The following is a 19135-nucleotide window of genomic DNA, read 5'->3' as shown; positions in this document are numbered from 1 at the left end:
GAAGATTATAAAGTAGGAGTGGATTTTACTTATAAACGTGTCTGAGTTGCTTTTTTAATGAAATGGAGGAAAATTTATGGTAGAAACTGTTAACGTCGTTGGTGCTGGTTTAGCTGGTTCAGAAGCAGCTTATCAGTTAGCGCAACGAGGAATAAAGGTAAATTTAATAGAAATGCGACCGGTGAAACAAACACCAGCGCATCACACAGATAAATTTGCTGAACTTGTTTGTTCAAATTCATTAAGAGGTAATGCTCTAACGAATGCAGTAGGTGTTTTAAAAGAAGAAATGAGAAGATTAGATTCGCTTGTTATAAGTGCAGCGGATAAAGCGCGTGTACCTGCTGGTGGCGCATTAGCGGTAGACCGTCATGATTTCGCAGGATATATTACGGAAACTTTAAAGAATCATCCAAACGTTACAGTATTGAATGAAGAAGTTAATCATATACCAGAAGGTTATACAATTATTGCAACTGGTCCGTTAACTACTGAAAACTTAGCACAAGAAATTGTAGACATTACCGGTAAAGATCAATTGTATTTCTATGATGCGGCTGCACCAATTGTTGAGAAAGATAGCATTGATATGAATAAAGTCTATTTAAAATCACGTTACGATAAAGGCGAAGCAGCATATTTAAATTGCCCAATGACAGAAGAAGAGTTCAATCGATTTTATGATGCGGTACTAGAAGCAGAAGTTGCACCCGTTAATGAGTTTGAAAAAGAGAAATATTTCGAAGGTTGTATGCCATTTGAAGTTATGGCAGAGCGTGGTCGTAAAACATTACTCTTTGGACCTATGAAACCGGTAGGATTAGAAGACCCTAAAACAGGTGAAAGACCTTATGCAGTTGTTCAATTAAGACAAGATGACGCAGCTGGAACGTTATACAATATCGTAGGTTTCCAAACGCACCTTAAATGGGGCGCACAAAAAGAAGTTATTCATCTCATTCCAGGATTAGAAAATGTTGATATTGTAAGATATGGCGTGATGCATCGTAATACATTTATCAATTCACCTGATGTGTTAAACGAGAAATACGAATTAATGGGTCACGAGCATTTATACTTTGCAGGTCAAATGACTGGCGTAGAAGGTTATGTTGAAAGTGCAGCAAGTGGTTTAATCGCTAGTATCAACTTAGCACACAAACTACAAGAAAAAGGTGAAGTTATATTCCCTAGAGAAACAATGCTCGGAAGTATGGCTCACTATATTGCAAATGCCAAAAATGATAAGAACTTTCAACCAATGAACGCAAACTTTGGTTTACTACCTGCATTTGAAAAACGAATTAAAGATAAAAAAGAACGCTATGAAAAATTAGCTCATCGTGCTTTAGATTATTTAGATAATTTCAAGAAAACACTTTAATATAACGTTTGCGACAGATTGATTATAATATTTTGAAAATATGATACAACTTTATAGTTATTTTTCGCAGTTCCCTCTATCAATATGCTACAATTCATATTGTATGGAGGGATTTTTTTGGAAGAAATCCAACAATCATATTTATATATGTTAAAAACAGAGAAACAATTTTCTCAACACACATTAAAGTCATATCATGACGACTTACATCAGTTTAATACTTTTTTAGAACAAGAACTTTTAAATTTGAATACATTTCAATACAAAGATGCTAGAAACTATTTGAGTTTTTTATATTCAAAAGGCTTGAAAAGAACTACTGTTTCTCGTAAAATTTCTACGCTAAGAAGTTTTTATGAATATTGGATGACGCAAGATGACACGATCGTTAATCCGTTCGTACAACTTGTACATCCAAAGAAAGAACAGTATTTACCGCACTTCTTTTACGAAGCCGAAATGCAAGCTTTGTTTGAAACCGTTGAAAAAGACGCAAAAAAAGGTTTACGCGATAGAGTGATTTTAGAATTACTTTATGCTACTGGTATCAGGGTTTCAGAATTAGTGAATATACAAATTACTGACTTGGATATGAATTTACCAGGCGTTAAAGTGTTAGGTAAGGGCGGTAAAGAACGTTTTATTCCTTTTGGGGAGTTTTGTAAACAAAGTATTGAACGTTATCAATCGATGTTCTCACCACTCAATTACCAAGATCACAATTATTTACTTGTGAATATGAATGGTGCCCCTATTACTGAACGCGGGGTACGTTACGTGCTTAATGATATCGTTAAGCGAACATCAGGCGTAACGGATATTCATCCACATAAGTTGCGCCACACTTTCGCAACACACATGTTGAACGAAGGTGCAGACTTAAGAACTGTCCAGTCACTGTTAGGACATGTTAATTTATCAACTACAGGACGATACACACATGTAACAAATGAACAATTACGTAAAACCTATTTAAACGCACATCCACGTGCTAAAAAGGAGAATTAAATTATGAGTACTTCAATTCATGCAACTACTATTTACGCAGTGCAACATAATGGCCACTCAGCGATGGCTGGCGACGGGCAAGTCACATTAGGCGAACAAGTTATAATGAAACAGACAGCTAGAAAAGTTAGACGTTTATATAATGATAAAGTTCTGGCTGGATTTGCTGGTAGTGTTGCAGATGCATTCACGTTATTTGAAAAGTTCGAAACGAAATTACAACAATTTAGCGGGAATCTAGAAAGAGCAGCTGTTGAATTAGCTAAAGAATGGCGTGGTGACAAACAATTACGCCAATTAGAAGCGATGCTTATCGTCATGGATAAAGATGCTATTCTTGTAGTAAGCGGAACAGGTGAAGTGATTGCTCCTGATGATGATATTATTGCAATAGGATCAGGCGGTAATTATGCATTAAGTGCAGGACGTGCATTGAAACGACATGCTACGAACTTAAGCGCTAAAGAAATGGCTTATGAAAGTCTAAAGGTAGCTTCTGATATTTGTGTGTTTACAAATGATCAGATTGTTGTAGAAGAGTTATAACGAAAGTCATTCGCTATTTAGGGAAAATAATACAATTATTTTAAAGTTATAGATTTATTTAAATAAGAAGTAAGTATTAAAAATCGGAGGTCGGTTTTATAATGGAGACGAAAGGTATAAGTTTAACCCCAAAAGATATTGTTTCCGAATTAAATCAATATATTGTGGGTCAAGATGACGCGAAACGTAAAGTCGCAATTGCGTTACGTAATAGATATCGTAGAAGCCAATTATCTGAAGAAGAAAAACAAGAAATTGCACCAAAAAATATATTAATGATGGGACCAACTGGTGTAGGTAAAACAGAAATAGCAAGACGTATGGCGAAAATCGTAGGTGCTCCTTTTATAAAAGTTGAAGCAACGAAATTTACCGAAGTGGGATATGTTGGTCGTGACGTTGAAAGTATGGTGAGAGATCTCGTTGATGTTGCTGTACGCTTAGTCAAAGATCAAAAGAAAGCAGTCGTACAAGATGAAGCTGAAGTTAAGGCCAATGATAAGTTAGTAAAATTATTAGTTCCAAGCATGAAGAAGAAAGCGAGTCAAAATAGTAGTAATCCACTTGAATCACTGTTCGGTGGCGCAATGCCAAACTTTGGTCAAAACAATGATGAGGAAGAAGAACCTCCAACAGAAGAAATTAAAACAAAACGTTCAGAAATTAAAAAACAACTTGAACAAGGCGAGCTAGAAAATGAAAAAGTGAAAATAAAAGTTGAACAAGACCCAGGTGCTATGGGTATGTTAGGAACAAATCAAAATCAACAAATGCAAGATATGATGAATCAACTTTTACCAAAGAAAAAGGTAGAAAAAGAAATCCCAGTTAAGTCAGCGCGTAAGATTTTAACTGATCAATATGCTGATGAATTAATTGATCATGAATCAGCAAATCAAGAAGCGTTAGAGCTTGCAGAACAAATGGGCATCATCTTCATTGATGAAATTGACAAAGTTGCAACGAACAACCAAAATTCAGGACAAGATGTTTCTAGGCAAGGCGTTCAAAGAGACATTTTACCTATACTTGAAGGTAGCATGATCCAAACTAAATATGGTACTGTAAATACGGAACATATGCTATTTATCGGAGCAGGGGCTTTCCATGTTGCGAAACCAAGTGATTTGATACCTGAATTACAAGGTCGTTTCCCAATTCGTGTAGAATTAGAAAGTCTATCAGTAGATGACTTTGTAAGAATATTAACTGAACCTAAATTATCATTAATTAAACAATATGAAGCACTGCTACACACAGAACAAGTAACTGTTAACTTTTCTGATGAAGCGATTAAACGTTTAGCAGAAATAGCTTTCCAAGTTAACCAAGATACTGATAATATTGGTGCACGTAGATTGCATACAATATTAGAAAAAATGTTAGAAGACTTGTCATTTGAAGCACCAAGCATGCCAGACGTAGCTGTTGACATTACGCCACAATACGTTGATGACAAATTAAAATCAATTTCAACCAACAAAGATTTAAGTGCATTTATCTTATAAAATTTATCACAAAGGAGAAGGAATATGAGTTTACTATCAAAAACGAGAGAACTAAATACACTTTTACAAAAGCACAAAGGAATTGCGGTTGACTTTAAAGATGTTGCCCAAACAATCAGTAGTGTTACTGTAACTAACGTATTCATCGTATCAAGAAAAGGTAAAATACTTGGGTCAAGTTTAAATGAACTTTTAAAGCATGAACGTATCATCCAAATGCTAGAAAATCGTCATATTCCAGGGGAATATACAGACCAATTAATGGATGTTAAAGAAACACAATCAAATATCGATATCGATAACGTGTTAACTGTTTTTCCACCTGAAAATAGAGACTTTTTCATTGATAGTAGAACTACAATTTTCCCAATCTTAGGTGGTGGAGAACGTTTAGGTACTTTAGTACTTGGAAGAGTGCAAGATGATTTCTCTGAAAACGACTTAGTACTCGGTGAATATGCGTCAACAGTTATCGGTATGGAAATCTTACGTGAAAAACATAATGAAGTAGAAAAAGAAGCACGTGACAAAGCAGCAATCAACATGGCTATCAATTCATTATCATATTCAGAAAGTGAAGCAATTGAACATATTTTCGAAGAATTAGGTGGTAATGAAGGCTTGCTTATCGCTTCAAAAGTAGCTGACAGAGTAGGCATCACACGTTCAGTAATCGTAAATGCGTTAAGAAAGCTTGAAAGTGCTGGTGTCATTGAATCACGTTCATTAGGTATGAAAGGTACATTCATTAAAGTTAAAAAAGATAAGTTTTTAGATGAGTTAGAACGAAATAAATAATTTTTAATCGTAAATTAAGTTGATGAATTAATATATAAATGCTGACAATTACTTTTATCTAATTGAGCTTAGGAGTTAAAGTTCTCTTATGAGTGGAAAAGACAATTTCTATTGAAAACATATAGGGATTGTTTTTTCCATTATTTTTGTGAATTTATAGGCTAATTTTTTTCTCAGATAAAGTCCTAGAAAATTGAGAGGGTATGTTATTTATAAATAATTTATGTAATAGTTGAAATTCAAATAATTTTCCGGGGGTTTCAAAAATATTTATAAATGTGAAAATGAAATGCTTGCGGAAAACACATAAATGTGGTATATTAGTTCACGGCTATAAAGCCAATACACACACAAAGAGTGTAAGTATAAAGGGTGCGGTACAAATGTATCGTGTTTATATGAGCTTTTTGTGGAGGTAATTAACCAATAGGAGGAATTTAATCATGGGAGTAATTTCAATGAAACAATTGCTAGAAGCAGGTGTTCACTTCGGTCACCAAACACGCCGTTGGAACCCAAAAATGAAAAGATACATTTTCACTGAGAGAAATGGTATCTATATTATCGACTTACAAAAAACAGTTAAGAAAGTAGAAGAAGCTTACAATTTCGTTAAGCAATTATCAGAAGATGGCGGTAAAGTATTATTCGTAGGTACTAAGAAACAAGCTCAAGAGTCAGTTAAAGCAGAAGCTGAACGTTCAGGTCAATTCTACGTTAACCAAAGATGGTTAGGCGGAATTTTAACTAACTACAAGACGATTTCAAAACGTATCAAACGCATCTCTGAAATTGAAAAAATGGAAGAAGATGGCTTATTCGAAGTATTACCTAAAAAAGAAGTTGTAGAACTTAAAAAAGAATACGATCGCTTAATCAAATTCTTAGGCGGAATTCGTGATATGAAATCAATGCCTGAAGCATTATTTGTTGTTGACCCTCGTAAAGAGCGCAACGCAATTGCAGAGGCACGTAAATTAAACATCCCTATCGTAGGTATCGTGGATACAAACTGTGATCCTGATGAAATAGATTATGTTATCCCTGCAAACGATGATGCTATCCGTGCCGTTAAATTATTAACTGGTAAGATGGCAGACGCAATCTTAGAAGGTCAACAAGGTGTATCAAATGAAGAAGTAGCTGCAGAACAGAACATCGATATGAAAGATTCAGAAGAAGCTACTGATAAAGAAACAACTGAAGAAAACACTTCTGTTGAATCAAACTAAGAATAATGTAAAATGGGTGATAAGATAAAAAGGCTTATCACCTTTTTTTAAAATAAATACATTGAAAATTATTAACATTGGAGGAATATGTAATGGCAATTTCAGCTAAACTTGTAAAAGAATTACGTGAAAAAACTGGCGCAGGTATGATGGACTGTAAAAAAGCGCTAACAGAAACTGATGGTGATATCGATAAAGCGGTAGATTTCCTACGCGAAAAAGGTATTGCTAAAGCTGCTAAAAAGTCAGACCGTATCGCTGCTGAAGGTTTAGTACATGTTGAACAAAAAGGTAACGAGGCAGCAATCGTAGAAATCAATTCTGAAACAGATTTCGTAGCACGAAACGAAGGTTTCCAAGAGTTAGTTAAAGAAATTGCTATTCAAGTTCTAGAAACTAAAGCAGAAACTGTAGAAGCTTTATTAGAAACTAAATTACCAAATGGTAAATCAGTTGACGAACGCATGAAAGAAGCGATTTCAACAATCGGTGAAAAACTTAGCATCCGTCGTTTCGCAGTAAGAACTAAATCAGACAATGATGCATTCGGTTCTTACCTACACATGGGTGGACGTATCGGTGTATTATCAGTAGTAGAAGGTACTGATGATTCAGATGCCGCTAAAGATGTTGCAATGCACATCGCTGCAATCAACCCTAAATATGTATCATCTGAGCAAGTTAGCGAAGATGAAATCGCACATGAAAAAGACGTATTAAAACAACAAGCATTAAACGAAGGTAAACCTGAAAACATCGTAGAAAAAATGGTTGAAGGTCGTTTACGTAAATATTTACAAGAAATTTGTGCAGTTGACCAAAACTTTGTAAAAGATCCTGACCAAACAGTAGAAGGTTTCTTAAAATCTAAAGGCGGTAAACTTGTTGACTTCGTACGTTACGAAGTAGGCGAAGGTATGGAAAAACGCGAAGAAAACTTTGCTGATGAAGTTAAAGGACAAATGAAATAATTAATTATAATTAGAACAAGAAAGAAGACACCTTCTGTAATCCATATGAGAGGAACGCTTTTGTATCGGAATCACTATTGTGTCTTCTTTACTTGTATCATTTACATATTTTTACAATAGAGAGGATAAGACAATGGCTCAAACTTCTAATTACAAACGTGTTGTTTTAAAATTAAGTGGCGAAGCACTAGCAGGAAATGACGGTTTTGGTATTAATCCAATCATCATCAAAAGTATTGCTGAACAGTTAACAGAAGTATCAAAAATGGATTGCGAAATTGCAGTTATCGTTGGTGGCGGAAATATTTGGAGAGGTAAGACAGGAAGCGATTTAGGAATGGATCGTGGTACTGCGGATTACATGGGCATGTTAGCCACTGTAATGAATGCATTAGCATTACAAGATAGCTTAGAACAGCTAGAATGTGATACAAGAGTGTTAACATCAATCGAAATGAAACAAGTAGCTGAACCTTATATCAGACGCCGTGCAATTAGACATTTAGAAAAAGGTCGCGTAGTTATCTTCGCGGCAGGTATTGGAAATCCATATTTCTCAACAGATACGACAGCAGCATTACGTGCAGCAGAAGTTGAAGCTGATGTAATCTTGATGGGTAAAAATAATGTTGATGGTGTATATTCAGCAGACCCTAAAGTAGATAAAGATGCAGTTAAATATGATCATTTAACACATATCCAAATGTTACAAGAAGGATTACAAGTTATGGATTCTACTGCATCATCATTCTGTATGGATAACAATATTCCATTGAATGTATTCTCTATTACTGAAGAAGGTAACATCAAACGTGCAGTGACGGGTGAAAAAATAGGAACATTAATTACAAAATAATCAGAGGTGTATGACAATGAGTGACATTATGAATGATACTAAATCAAAAATGCAAAAATCTGTTGATAATTTATCAAGAGAATTAGCAAACATTAATGCAGGAAGAGCGAACTCTAATTTATTAAATGGTGTAAATGTTGATTATTACGGTGCTTCAACACCAGTTCAACAATTAGCAAGCATTAACGTACCAGAAGCACGTTTACTTGTCGTTTCACCATATGACAAATCTTCCGTTGAAACAATTGAAAAAGCAATTAATGCAGCAAACTTAGGTGTTAATCCTACAAGTGATGGCGAAGTAATTCGTATTAGTGTTCCGGCATTAACAGAAGAACGCCGTAAAGAGTTAGTTAAAGAAGTTAAAAAAACTGGTGAAAATGCGAAAGTAGCAGTAAGAAATGTACGTCGTGATGCTAACGATACACTTAAGAAACAAGAAAAAGACGGAGACATCACTGAAGATGATTTAAAATCACAAACTGATGATGTTCAAAAACTAACTGATGATTCAATTAAAGAAATTGATCAATTACTAGAAGAAAAAGAGCAAGATATTATGTCAGTTTAAAGTGGTCAACGGATTTACTTACGTTTAATATGGCGAATATTTATTCAGCTTTATGTAAGAATAAAAGTATTTCCAAATTTTTGTCTGAACTGTATCAAATCATACTTTGGTACAGTTTTTTATTTGTTTATTCAACCACGATTTCTATTATGATAAAATGATAGTTAAATGTATTATATACTTTTTATAATAAACAGTTAGGACCACATTCGGAGGAAATACCATGTTTAAAAAGTCAAGAAAGCAAAAAAGAAATGAATCAGATCACTCCAATATTGAACTAGATTTAGATAATATACCTCAACATGTCGCAATTATCATGGATGGTAATGGCCGTTGGGCAAAACAAAGAAAGCTACCACGTATTAAAGGGCATTATCAAGGTATGCAAACGGTGAAAAAAGTTACACGTGAAGCTAGTGATTTAGGTATTAAATATTTAACACTTTACGCATTTTCAACGGAAAATTGGACGCGACCTAAGAGTGAAGTTAATTACATAATGAATTTACCGGTCGATTTTTTAAAAACATTTTTACCAGAATTAATTGAAAATAATGTAAAAGTAGAAACAATTGGATTTCTTGAAGACTTACCTAATTCAACTTTAAATGCGATTAATAAAGCGAAAGTAGAAACGCAACATAATACGGGACTCAAATTAATCTTTGCACTCAATTATGGCGGACGTGCAGAAATTGTACATAGTGTAAAATCAATTTACGAAAAACTCGCTGCCAATCAAATGTCTAGTGATGATATAACAGAAGATATGATCAACGAACATTTAATGACGCATAATTATCCAGATCCTGACCTTTTAATAAGAAGTTCAGGAGAACAACGTATAAGTAACTTCTTAATTTGGCAAGCATCTTATAGCGAATTTATTTTTAATGAAAAATTATGGCCAGATTTTGATAAACATGATTTAATTGATTGTATTAAAATCTATCAATCACGCCAAAGAAGATTTGGTGGATTATAATAGTGAGGAGAAAAGTATGAAAGTTAGAACTTTAACGGCAATTATTGCACTTATCGTCTTTCTTCCTTTCTTATTGAAGGGAGGCATCAGTTTAATTTTATTCTCATATTTACTCGCTTTTATTGGGTTAAAAGAGCTTTTAAATATGAATATGATTAAATTTTTATCTATTCCAGGTATTATAAGTGCACTTGGTGTGTTGATTATTATGTTACCTCAACATGCAGGCGAATGGGTAAGTGACTTACAATTAAAGGGACTTATAGGAATGAGTTTTGTATTGTTAAGTTATACAGTGCTATCGAAAAATAGATTTAGCTTTATGGATGCGGCTTTCTGTTTAATGTCAATTGCCTATGTAGGTATAGGGTTCATGTATTTTTATGAAACACGTGAAGAAGGTTTACAATACATATTGTTTGCGTTCCTAGTAGTGTGGTTAACGGATACAGGTGCTTATATCTTTGGTAGATTGATGGGGAAACATAAATTGTGGCCTGTGATTAGTCCAAATAAAACGATTGAAGGTTTTATTGGTGGGCTAATTTGTAGTATTACCGTACCATTGGTAATGATTATTTTTGTAGATTTTAATATTCCTCTTTGGTTGTTAATTATTTTTACAATTATTTTAAGTATGTTTGGTCAATTGGGTGATCTCGTTGAATCTGGTTTCAAGCGTCATTTTGGAGTTAAAGACTCAGGACGTTTATTGCCAGGTCATGGTGGGATATTAGATAGATTTGATAGTTTTATGTTCGTTTTACCACTATTAAATATTCTATTGATACAAATGTAATATAAACAATACAATGAGATATGATTTTATATAGGAATTAATGGGATAATTTCACTGTTAAATATTAATTGAATTTGTCTCTTAACTCCTTTTGTTAAATGAAATAGAGTTTTCAGATAGCTTTTAGTAGTAAATTGAAATGAATTCATGTATATATGAACTACAGATATTTACATAAAATATGGTATGTTTATTGGTGAATATATCAATTTAACGAATTGCCAAGTTTAATATAAAATATGAGGTGTATTTAATTGAGTTTTCTTGTAACAATTGTTGCTTTTATTATTGTTTTTGGTTTGCTTGTATCAGTGCATGAATATGGGCATATGTTTTTCGCTAAACGCGCAGGGATTATGTGTCCAGAGTTTGCGATTGGTATGGGACCTAAAATATTTAGCTTTAGAAAGAATGAAACATTATATACAATTCGCTTATTACCAGTAGGTGGTTACGTACGTATGGCTGGTGATGGTTTAGAAGAACCACTCGTCAAACCAGGTATGCACGTAAAAATCAAAGTTAATGATAAAGATGAAATTACTCATATTATTTTAGACGATCAACACAAATTCCAACAAATTGAAGCAATCGAAGTGAAATCATGTGATTTTAAAGATGATTTATTTGTGGAAGGTGTCACGTCATATGACCAAGAAAGACATCATTATTCAATTGCTAAGAAAGCGTATTATGTAGAAAATGGTAGTTTGATTCAAATTGCCCCAAGAGATCGTCAATTCACTCACAAAAAGCCTTTCCAGAAATTTTTAACACTATTTGCCGGTCCGTTATTTAACTTTTTACTAGCGCTCGTTTTATTTATTGGTTTAGCTTATTTCCAAGGTACTCCTACGAATGGCGTGGATAAAGTAGGTAAAGACTCTCCAGCCGAACATGCAGGATTAAAATCAGGAGATAAGATTGTTAAAATAGATAACAAAAAGACAAATGATCAAGACGCTATTAGTAACGCACTTAAGAAAAGCAAAGGTGATAAAGTAAAACTTACGGTTGATAGAGACGGTAAGCAAAAAACATTTAACGTAAAACCTAAGAAAGAAGAAGTGAAATTATCAAAAACACAAAAAGAAACAAAATATTTATTAGGTTATCAACCTTCAACTGAACATACATTATTTAAACCAATCGTTGATGGATTTAATAGAACGATTTTCGCAGTAAAAATCGTATTAACGGCTATTGTAGGTATGATTGCTAGTATCTTTACGGGACACTTCTCACTGAATATGTTGAATGGCCCAGTAGGTATTTATCATAATGTAGACACTGTCGTTAAAACAGGTATTATTAATTTAATTTCTTGGACAGCATTATTAAGTGTTAACTTAGGTTTAATGAACTTATTACCAATTCCAGCATTAGATGGTGGACGTATTTTATTCGTATTTTATGAAGCTATATTTAGAAAGCCATTAAACAAAAAGGCCGAGACAGCCATTATTGCTGTAGGCGCAATATTCGTTTTAATTTTAATGGTGCTCGTAACATGGAATGATATCCAACGCTATTTCTTATAAGAAAGGGGATTTATAAGCATGAAACAATCCAAAGTGTTTATACCAACTATGAAAGAAGAACCAGCTGGTGCAGAAGCGCGAAGTCACAGTTTATTATTAAAAGGCGGACTTATTAAACAAAGCACGAGTGGTATTTACAGTTATTTACCTCTCGCTACAAAGGTGTTAAACAATATTGAAGCAATTATTAGAGAAGAAATGGAAAATATTGATGCGGTAGAAATATTAATGCCGGCATTACAACAATCTGAACTTTGGGAAGAATCAGGGCGTTGGAATGCATATGGTCCTGAACTTATGCGTTTAAAAGATCGCAATGGTCGTGAATTTGCTTTAGGTCCAACACATGAAGAAGTCGTGACGTCACTCGTACGTGATGAACTTAAATCGTATAAACAACTGCCATTAACTTTATTCCAAATCCAGTCTAAATATAGAGATGAAAAACGTCCGCGCTTCGGTTTACTCCGTGGTAGAGAATTCATTATGAAAGATGCTTATTCGTTCCATGCTGACGAAACGTCATTGGATGAAGCTTATCAACAAATGTATGATGCGTATAAACGTATATTTAGTAGAGTTGGATTAAATGCACGACCTGTAGTAGCTGATTCAGGTGCAATTGGAGGTAGTCATACACATGAATTTATGGCATTAAGTGAAATCGGTGAAGACACCATCGTTTACAGTCAGCAAAGTGATTACGCTGCGAATATCGAAAAAGCGGAAGTTGTTTATAGTCCAAATGAAAAACACGATGAAATCCAATCGTTAACTAAAGTAGCAACACCAGACGTGAAGACAGCACAAGCACTAGCAGACTTTTTAGAAAAACCATTAGACGAAACGACAAAATCAATGGTGTTTAAAGTCGAGGGAGAATTTATTATGGTCCTAATTCGTGGTCACCATGAAATAAATGATGTGAAACTTAAGAGTTATTTCGAAACTGATAATATCGAATTTGCTACTGAAGATGAAATAGTGAACTTATTAGGTGCGAAACCTGGATCACTAGGTCCAGTCTTTGACAAAGATATTAAAGTATACGCTGATAACTATATACAAGACTTAAATAATATCGTTGTAGGTGCTAATGAAGATGGATATCACTTATTGAATGCGAATGTTGGAAGAGACTTTGAGGTAGAAGCCTTTGGAGACTTCAGATTTATTTTAGAAGGTGAACCTCTCGCAGATGGTTCAGGTGAAGCGCATTTTGCAGAAGGTATTGAAGTAGGCCAAGTCTTTAAATTAGGTAAAAAATATTCTGAGTCAATGAATGCTACGATTTTAGATAATCAAGGAAGAGCTCAATCACTATTAATGGGTTGTTATGGTATTGGGGTTTCAAGAACATTAAGTGCCATTGTTGAACAAAACAGTGACGAAAATGGTATCATTTGGCCAAAATCAGTGACACCATATGATGTGCACTTAATCACTATTAACCCTAAAAAAGATGATCAACGTGAATTAGCAGACCAACTCTATGCACAGATTAAAGAAAGTTATCAAGTACTTTATGATGATAGAAAAGAACGTGCAGGTGTGAAATTCAATGACGCAGACTTAATTGGATTACCAATCCGTATCGTTGTTGGAAAAAATGCTTCAGAAGGTATCGTGGAAGTGAAACGACGTGATACAGGTGATAGCGAAGATGTTCATGTGGATCAATTAGTAAATTATATCTAAAATTTATATACTCAAATTTAATATTCAAATTCATTTTGTGATCTAGATTGAACAGGTTTAAGAGGTTGGGACAAAGTTCTGCAAATTGATTCAAACACCGTATAGTTTGAATACAATGCTATCGTCCTAACCTCTTACTATTTTGAAAAGTGGACGAAATTAGAACTTAAGTTTAACTATTAGATATTTAGAAATAAACATAATATTATAGAACTTGTATAAATACATAGCCGAGACCCATACAAATATTGAAAAAGTGTAGTGTTATTGAAAGTTAGGTGGTTCATGTCATGACAATGACAAATCAGGAAAAATTTAAAGTACTTGTAGATCAAATTAAAATGGAAAATCAGTTAGATGCCTCATTTATCGAACAGAGCGAATTAACACGTGTAGATGTGTCGACATCTAAACGCACATGGCTGTTTCAATTTGTGTTTCCATATTTTTTATCAGTAGAAGATTATTTACTGTTTACCCATGCAGTTAAAGAAGAGTTCAGTCCAATTGCGGAAGTTGATTATAATATTTCTGTACGTGATACGACACCTCAAGATGAGCTAGCGATAAAATATTTCAGTCATTGTATCGATCAAACACAACTGTCACCAAAAGTGAAAGGGCAGTTAAAACAAAAGAAATTAATCATGTCTGGAAATGTTTTAAAGGTTGTTTGTCAAAATGATATCGAACGTCAACATTTTGATAAAGCATGTAATGGTCATTTAACAGATGCTTATAAGAAGTGTGGTTTTGACATTAACCAAGTTATTTTTGAAACAGATGATACAGAAAATGACGAAAATTTAGCATCACTAGAAGCACATATTCAAGAAGAAGATCAAAAAAGTGCCCGCGAAGCAACTGAGAAATTAGAAAAAATGAAAGCTGAAAAAGCCAAACAACAAGATAATAACGAAAGTTCAGTATCAAAATGTCAGATTGGAAAACCAATTCAAATTGAAAATGTACGTCCGATTGAGTCTATCTTAGAAGAAGAATTTAAAGTAGCAGTTGAAGGTGTTATTTTTGATATTAATCTTAAAGAACTAAAAAGTGGACGTCATATTGTAGAACTTAAAGTTACTGATTATACGGACTCACTCGTATTAAAAATGTTCACACGTAAAAATAAAGATGACTTAGATCATCTCAAAGCACTGAGTGTAGGAAAATGGGTACGTGCACAAGGACGTATTGAAGAAGATACATTCGTGCGTGATCTCGTGATGATGATGTCTGATATTGAGGAAATAAAGAAAAATCCTAAACAAGATAAGGCTGAAGAAAAGCGCGTAGAATTTCACTTGCATTCTTCAATGAGTCAAATGGATGGTATACCGAATATCAGTTCATACGTTGAGCAAGCAGCTAAATGGGGCCACCAGGCAATAGCTGTGACGGATCATAATGTTGTTCAAGCATTTCCAGATGCCCATGCAGCAGCTGAAAAAAATGATATAAAAATGATTTACGGTATGGAAGGTATGCTCGTTGACGACGGCGTGCCAATTGCCTATAAGCCCAAAGACCGTAACCTGAAATCAGCAACATATGTTGTTTTTGACGTCGAGACAACGGGTTTATCCAACCAATACGACAAAATTATCGAACTCGCAGCCGTTAAAGTTGAAGATGGTGAGATAGTAGATAAATTCGAACGCTTTAGTAATCCACACGAACGTCTATCTGAAACGATTAAAAACTTAACGCATATTACAGACGATATGCTAGTCGATGCACCAGAAATTGACGAAGTGTTAACAGAATTTAAGGAATGGGTTGGCGATGCCATTTTCGTAGCTCATAATGCTTCTTTCGATATGGGCTTTATAGATACAGGATATGAAAGTGTTGGCCTTGGTGAATCGACAAATGGAGTTATCGATACGTTAGAGCTATCACGTACGATAAACACTGAGTTTGGTAAACATGGATTAAATTTCTTAGCTAAGAAATACGGTGTAGAACTTACGCAACACCACCGTGCGATTTATGATACGGAAGCGACAGCATACATTTTTATCAAAATGCTTAAACAGTTAGAAGAGCTTGAAGTATACAATCACCAAGACATTAATCAGTCACTTTCGAATGAAGATGCTTATAAGCGTGCTCGTCCTACCCATGTCAATCTCATTGTCCAAAACCAACAAGGTTTGAAGAACTTATTTAAAATCGTCAGCGATTCATTAGTTAAATATTATTATAGAACGCCTAGAATACCGCGTTCATTAATGAATGAATATCGTGAAGGTATCCTTGTAGGTTCAGCATGTGATGAAGGTGAAGTGTTTACTGCAGTGATGCAAAAAGATCAATCTCAAGTTGAACGCATTGCTAAATACTATGATTTTATAGAAATACAACCACCTGCACTTTATCAAGATTTAATTGACCGCGAACTCGTACGTGATACTGATACATTACATGAAATCTATGATCGATTAATCGAAGCGGGTAGCGTCAATGATATCCCAGTTATTGCTACAGGGAATGCGCATTTTTTACATGAACATGATGCTATTGCACGTAAGATTTTAATTGCATCTCAACCAGGTAATCCATTGAACCGTACAACTTTACCTGACGCACATTTTAGAACAACAGATGAAATGTTAGATGAATTCCATTTCTTAGGTGAAGAAAAAGCAAATGAAGTCGTTGTGAAAAATACGAATGCTTTAGCAGATCGTATAGAACGTGTCGTTCCGATTAAAGATGAACTTTACACCCCTAGAATGGATGGCGCAAACGAGGAAATTCGTGAATTGAGTTATTCTAATGCGAAAGCACTATATGGTGAAGACTTACCACAAATCGTTATCGATCGATTAGAGAAAGAATTAGAAAGTATTATCGGAAATGGATTTTCAGTTATTTACTTAATTTCACAACGCCTGGTTAAAAAATCATTAGATGATGGTTATTTAGTTGGTTCTCGTGGTTCGGTTGGTTCGAGTTTCGTAGCGACGATGACTGAAATTACAGAAGTCAATCCTTTACCACCACATTATATATGTCCTCACTGTAAAACGAGTGAATTTTTTGACGATGGTTCTGTCGGGTCAGGTTTTGATTTACCTGATAAAAAATGTGAAACATGTGGTACTGAATTAATTAAAGAAGGGCAAGATATTCCTTTCGAAACGTTCTTAGGATTCAAAGGAGATAAAGTACCTGATATCGACTTAAACTTTAGTGGTGAATACCAACCACATGCTCATAATTATACGAAAGAATTATTCGGTGAAGATAAAGTGTTTAGAGCTGGTACGATAGGTACAGTAGCTGAAAAGACGGCATTTGGTTTCGTAAAAGGCTATCTCAACGATCAAGGCATTCATAAACGTGGAGCTGAAGTTGATCGATTAGTTAAAGGTTGTACAGGCGTCAAAAGAACTACTGGGCAACACCCTGGTGGTATTATCGTTGTACCTGATTATATGGATATTTATGATTTCACACCAGTACAATATCCTGCTGATGATCAATCTTCAGCATGGAAAACGACACACTTCGATTTCCATTCTATTCATGACAACGTATTGAAACTAGATATACTCGGACACGATGACCCTACTATGATTCGTATGTTGCAAGATTTATCTGGTATAGATCCAAAGACAATACCGGTAGATGATAAAGAAACAATGGGCATCTTCAGTTCTCCAGAGTCTTTAGGTGTTACAGAAGATGAAATACTTTGTAAGACTGGAACTTTTGGTGTACCTGAGTTCGGTACAGGTTTCGTGCGTCAAATGTTAGAAGATACGAAACCAACTTCTTTCTCTGAATTGGTACGTATATCAGGGTTATCACATGGTACAGACGTATGGTTAGGTAACGCCCAAGACCTTATTCGCTCAGGCACTTGTGACTTATCGAGCGTTATATGTTGTCGTGACGATATTATGGTATATCTTATGTATAATGGAATTGAACCACCGTTAGCCTTTAAAACAATGGAATTCGTACGTAAAGGTAGAGGTTTAACTGATGAAATGGTTGAAGCCATGGTAGGGAATGATGTTCCTGATTGGTATCTCGATTCATGTAGAAAGATTAAATACATGTTCCCTAAAGCCCACGCGGCTGCATATGTATTGATGGCTGTACGTATTGCATATTTCAAAGTGCATTATCCACTTTATTATTATGCTAGTTATTTTACAGTGCGTGCTTCTGACTTTGATCTTATTTCAATGATAAAGGATAAAGAAAGTATCCGTAACACTGTGAAAGAGATGTATGGTCGTTATATGGATTTATCTAAAAAGGAAAAAGACACGTTAACCGTACTTGAATTAGTGAATGAAATGGCACAACGTGGATTTCGTATTCAACCTATCAGTTTAGAAAAGAGTAAAGCGTATGACTTTATCATAGAAGGCGATACGTTAATTCCGCCATTTATTGCAGTTCCTGGTCTCGGTGAAAATGTTGCACAAAGAATTGTAGATGCGAGAGACGAAGGACCATTCTTATCAAAAGAGGAATTAAATAAAAAAGCAGGTCTGTCACAAAAAGTTATTGATTATTTAGATGAACTAGGTTCATTACCAGATTTACCTGAGAAAGCACAACTTTCTATTTTTGATATGTAGATAAAAAGCACATGTTTTATCATAGATCGTGTGCGCATTTGTACAGCGCAATAACATGTGATATAATAAACGTGCTTAAAAAATTAGACTCAGGCAGAAAGAGTGGGGTATTTTCCCGCTCTTTTCTATTTGCCATAAAAGGAGGTCAGCATGAATAAATTAACTGAGCAAATTGAAGCAATGATTGAACCAGTGTTGGATGAATTGAATTTCGAATTGGTTGATGTTGAATTTACAAAAGAAGGAAAAGATCGTTTTTTACGTGTAGCAATTGATAAAGAAGGCGGCGTAGATTTAAATGATTGTACTTTAGCATCTGAAAAAATTAGTGAAGTCATGGATGCTGAAGATCCAATTCAAGAGATGTACTATCTTGATGTAGCATCTCCAGGTGCGGAGAGACCTATTAAAAAGGAAAAAGATTTTCAAAATGCAGTCAATAACCCTGTATATGTTTCATTATATGCTCCAATTGAAGGTGCAAAAGAGTGGCTAGGTATTCTGCAATCAGTTGAAGACGATTCAATTGTGATGGAAGTTAAAGAGAAATCTAAAAAGAAAAAAGTTACAATTCCAAGAAATAAAATCGCTAAAGCACGTCATGCTGTTATGATTTAACGTGATTAGG

14 protein-coding genes and 1 pseudogene are annotated in these 19135 nt (G+C 34.5%); all 15 read left to right on the top strand.

Features of this window, described 5'->3' with window-relative positions:
* Nucleotides 1-76: 76 nt before the first annotated feature.
* Nucleotides 77-1384: an FADH(2)-oxidizing methylenetetrahydrofolate--tRNA-(uracil(54)-C(5))-methyltransferase TrmFO gene (trmFO, locus tag NGI30_RS06225; RefSeq protein ID WP_251516506.1), complete on the top strand. Its 1308-nt coding sequence runs from the start codon at nucleotides 77-79 to the stop codon at nucleotides 1382-1384.
* A gap of 84 nt (nucleotides 1385-1468) precedes the next feature.
* Entirely contained in the window at nucleotides 1469-2392 is a 924-nt protein-coding gene (gene xerC, locus NGI30_RS06220) for a tyrosine recombinase XerC (RefSeq protein ID WP_418128542.1), read from the top strand.
* 3 nt (nucleotides 2393-2395) lie between these two features.
* A complete protein-coding gene (gene hslV, locus NGI30_RS06215; RefSeq protein ID WP_418128544.1) occupies nucleotides 2396-2938 on the top strand; it encodes an ATP-dependent protease subunit HslV in 543 nt (180 codons plus the stop codon).
* Between the two features lie 101 nt (nucleotides 2939-3039).
* Nucleotides 3040-4446 carry an ATP-dependent protease ATPase subunit HslU gene (hslU, locus tag NGI30_RS06210; RefSeq protein ID WP_251943061.1) on the top strand — a complete coding sequence of 469 codons (1407 nt, stop codon included), beginning with the start codon at nucleotides 3040-3042 and terminating at the stop codon, nucleotides 4444-4446.
* A 24-nt stretch (nucleotides 4447-4470) separates the two neighbouring features.
* Nucleotides 4471-5244, top strand: a complete 774-nt coding sequence (codY, locus tag NGI30_RS06205) for a GTP-sensing pleiotropic transcriptional regulator CodY (protein ID WP_251516513.1) — start codon at nucleotides 4471-4473, stop codon at nucleotides 5242-5244.
* A gap of 443 nt (nucleotides 5245-5687) precedes the next feature.
* Nucleotides 5688-6476 (top strand): 30S ribosomal protein S2, encoded by a 789-nt coding sequence (rpsB, locus tag NGI30_RS06200; protein ID WP_251943059.1) that lies wholly within the window; start codon nucleotides 5688-5690, stop codon nucleotides 6474-6476.
* 92 nt (nucleotides 6477-6568) lie between these two features.
* Nucleotides 6569-7447: a translation elongation factor Ts gene (tsf, locus tag NGI30_RS06195; protein ID WP_251516519.1), complete on the top strand. Its 879-nt coding sequence runs from the start codon at nucleotides 6569-6571 to the stop codon at nucleotides 7445-7447.
* Nucleotides 7448-7580: 133 nt separating this feature from the next.
* Complete coding sequence (gene pyrH / locus NGI30_RS06190; protein WP_251516523.1) at nucleotides 7581-8303, top strand: UMP kinase; 723 nt, start codon at nucleotides 7581-7583, stop codon at nucleotides 8301-8303.
* 16 nt (nucleotides 8304-8319) lie between these two features.
* Nucleotides 8320-8874 carry a ribosome recycling factor gene (gene frr / locus NGI30_RS06185; protein WP_251516527.1) on the top strand — a complete coding sequence of 185 codons (555 nt, stop codon included), beginning with the start codon at nucleotides 8320-8322 and terminating at the stop codon, nucleotides 8872-8874.
* Between the two features lie 223 nt (nucleotides 8875-9097).
* Nucleotides 9098-9862, top strand: coding sequence for an undecaprenyl pyrophosphate synthase (uppS, locus tag NGI30_RS06180; RefSeq protein WP_251516530.1), 765 nt, complete (start codon nucleotides 9098-9100; stop codon nucleotides 9860-9862).
* 16 nt (nucleotides 9863-9878) lie between these two features.
* Nucleotides 9879-10661, top strand: a complete 783-nt coding sequence (locus NGI30_RS06175) for a phosphatidate cytidylyltransferase (protein ID WP_251943057.1) — start codon at nucleotides 9879-9881, stop codon at nucleotides 10659-10661.
* A 254-nt stretch (nucleotides 10662-10915) separates the two neighbouring features.
* Nucleotides 10916-12202, top strand: coding sequence for an RIP metalloprotease RseP (gene rseP / locus NGI30_RS06170; RefSeq protein WP_251516536.1), 1287 nt, complete (start codon nucleotides 10916-10918; stop codon nucleotides 12200-12202).
* An 18-nt stretch (nucleotides 12203-12220) separates the two neighbouring features.
* Nucleotides 12221-13941: pseudogene (locus tag NGI30_RS06165) on the top strand (proline--tRNA ligase).
* A 249-nt stretch (nucleotides 13942-14190) separates the two neighbouring features.
* Entirely contained in the window at nucleotides 14191-18507 is a 4317-nt protein-coding gene (locus tag NGI30_RS06160; protein WP_251943056.1) for a PolC-type DNA polymerase III, read from the top strand.
* Between the two features lie 150 nt (nucleotides 18508-18657).
* Nucleotides 18658-19125 (top strand): ribosome maturation factor RimP, encoded by a 468-nt coding sequence (gene rimP / locus NGI30_RS06155; protein ID WP_251943053.1) that lies wholly within the window; start codon nucleotides 18658-18660, stop codon nucleotides 19123-19125.
* Nucleotides 19126-19135: the final 10 nt, after the last annotated feature.

Origin of the sequence: Staphylococcus sp. Marseille-Q5304, from assembly GCF_943737015.1 — a bacterium.
Lineage (GTDB): Bacteria > Bacillota > Bacilli > Staphylococcales > Staphylococcaceae > Staphylococcus > Staphylococcus hsinchuensis.
This window is presented reverse-complemented; position numbering and strand designations above follow the sequence as displayed.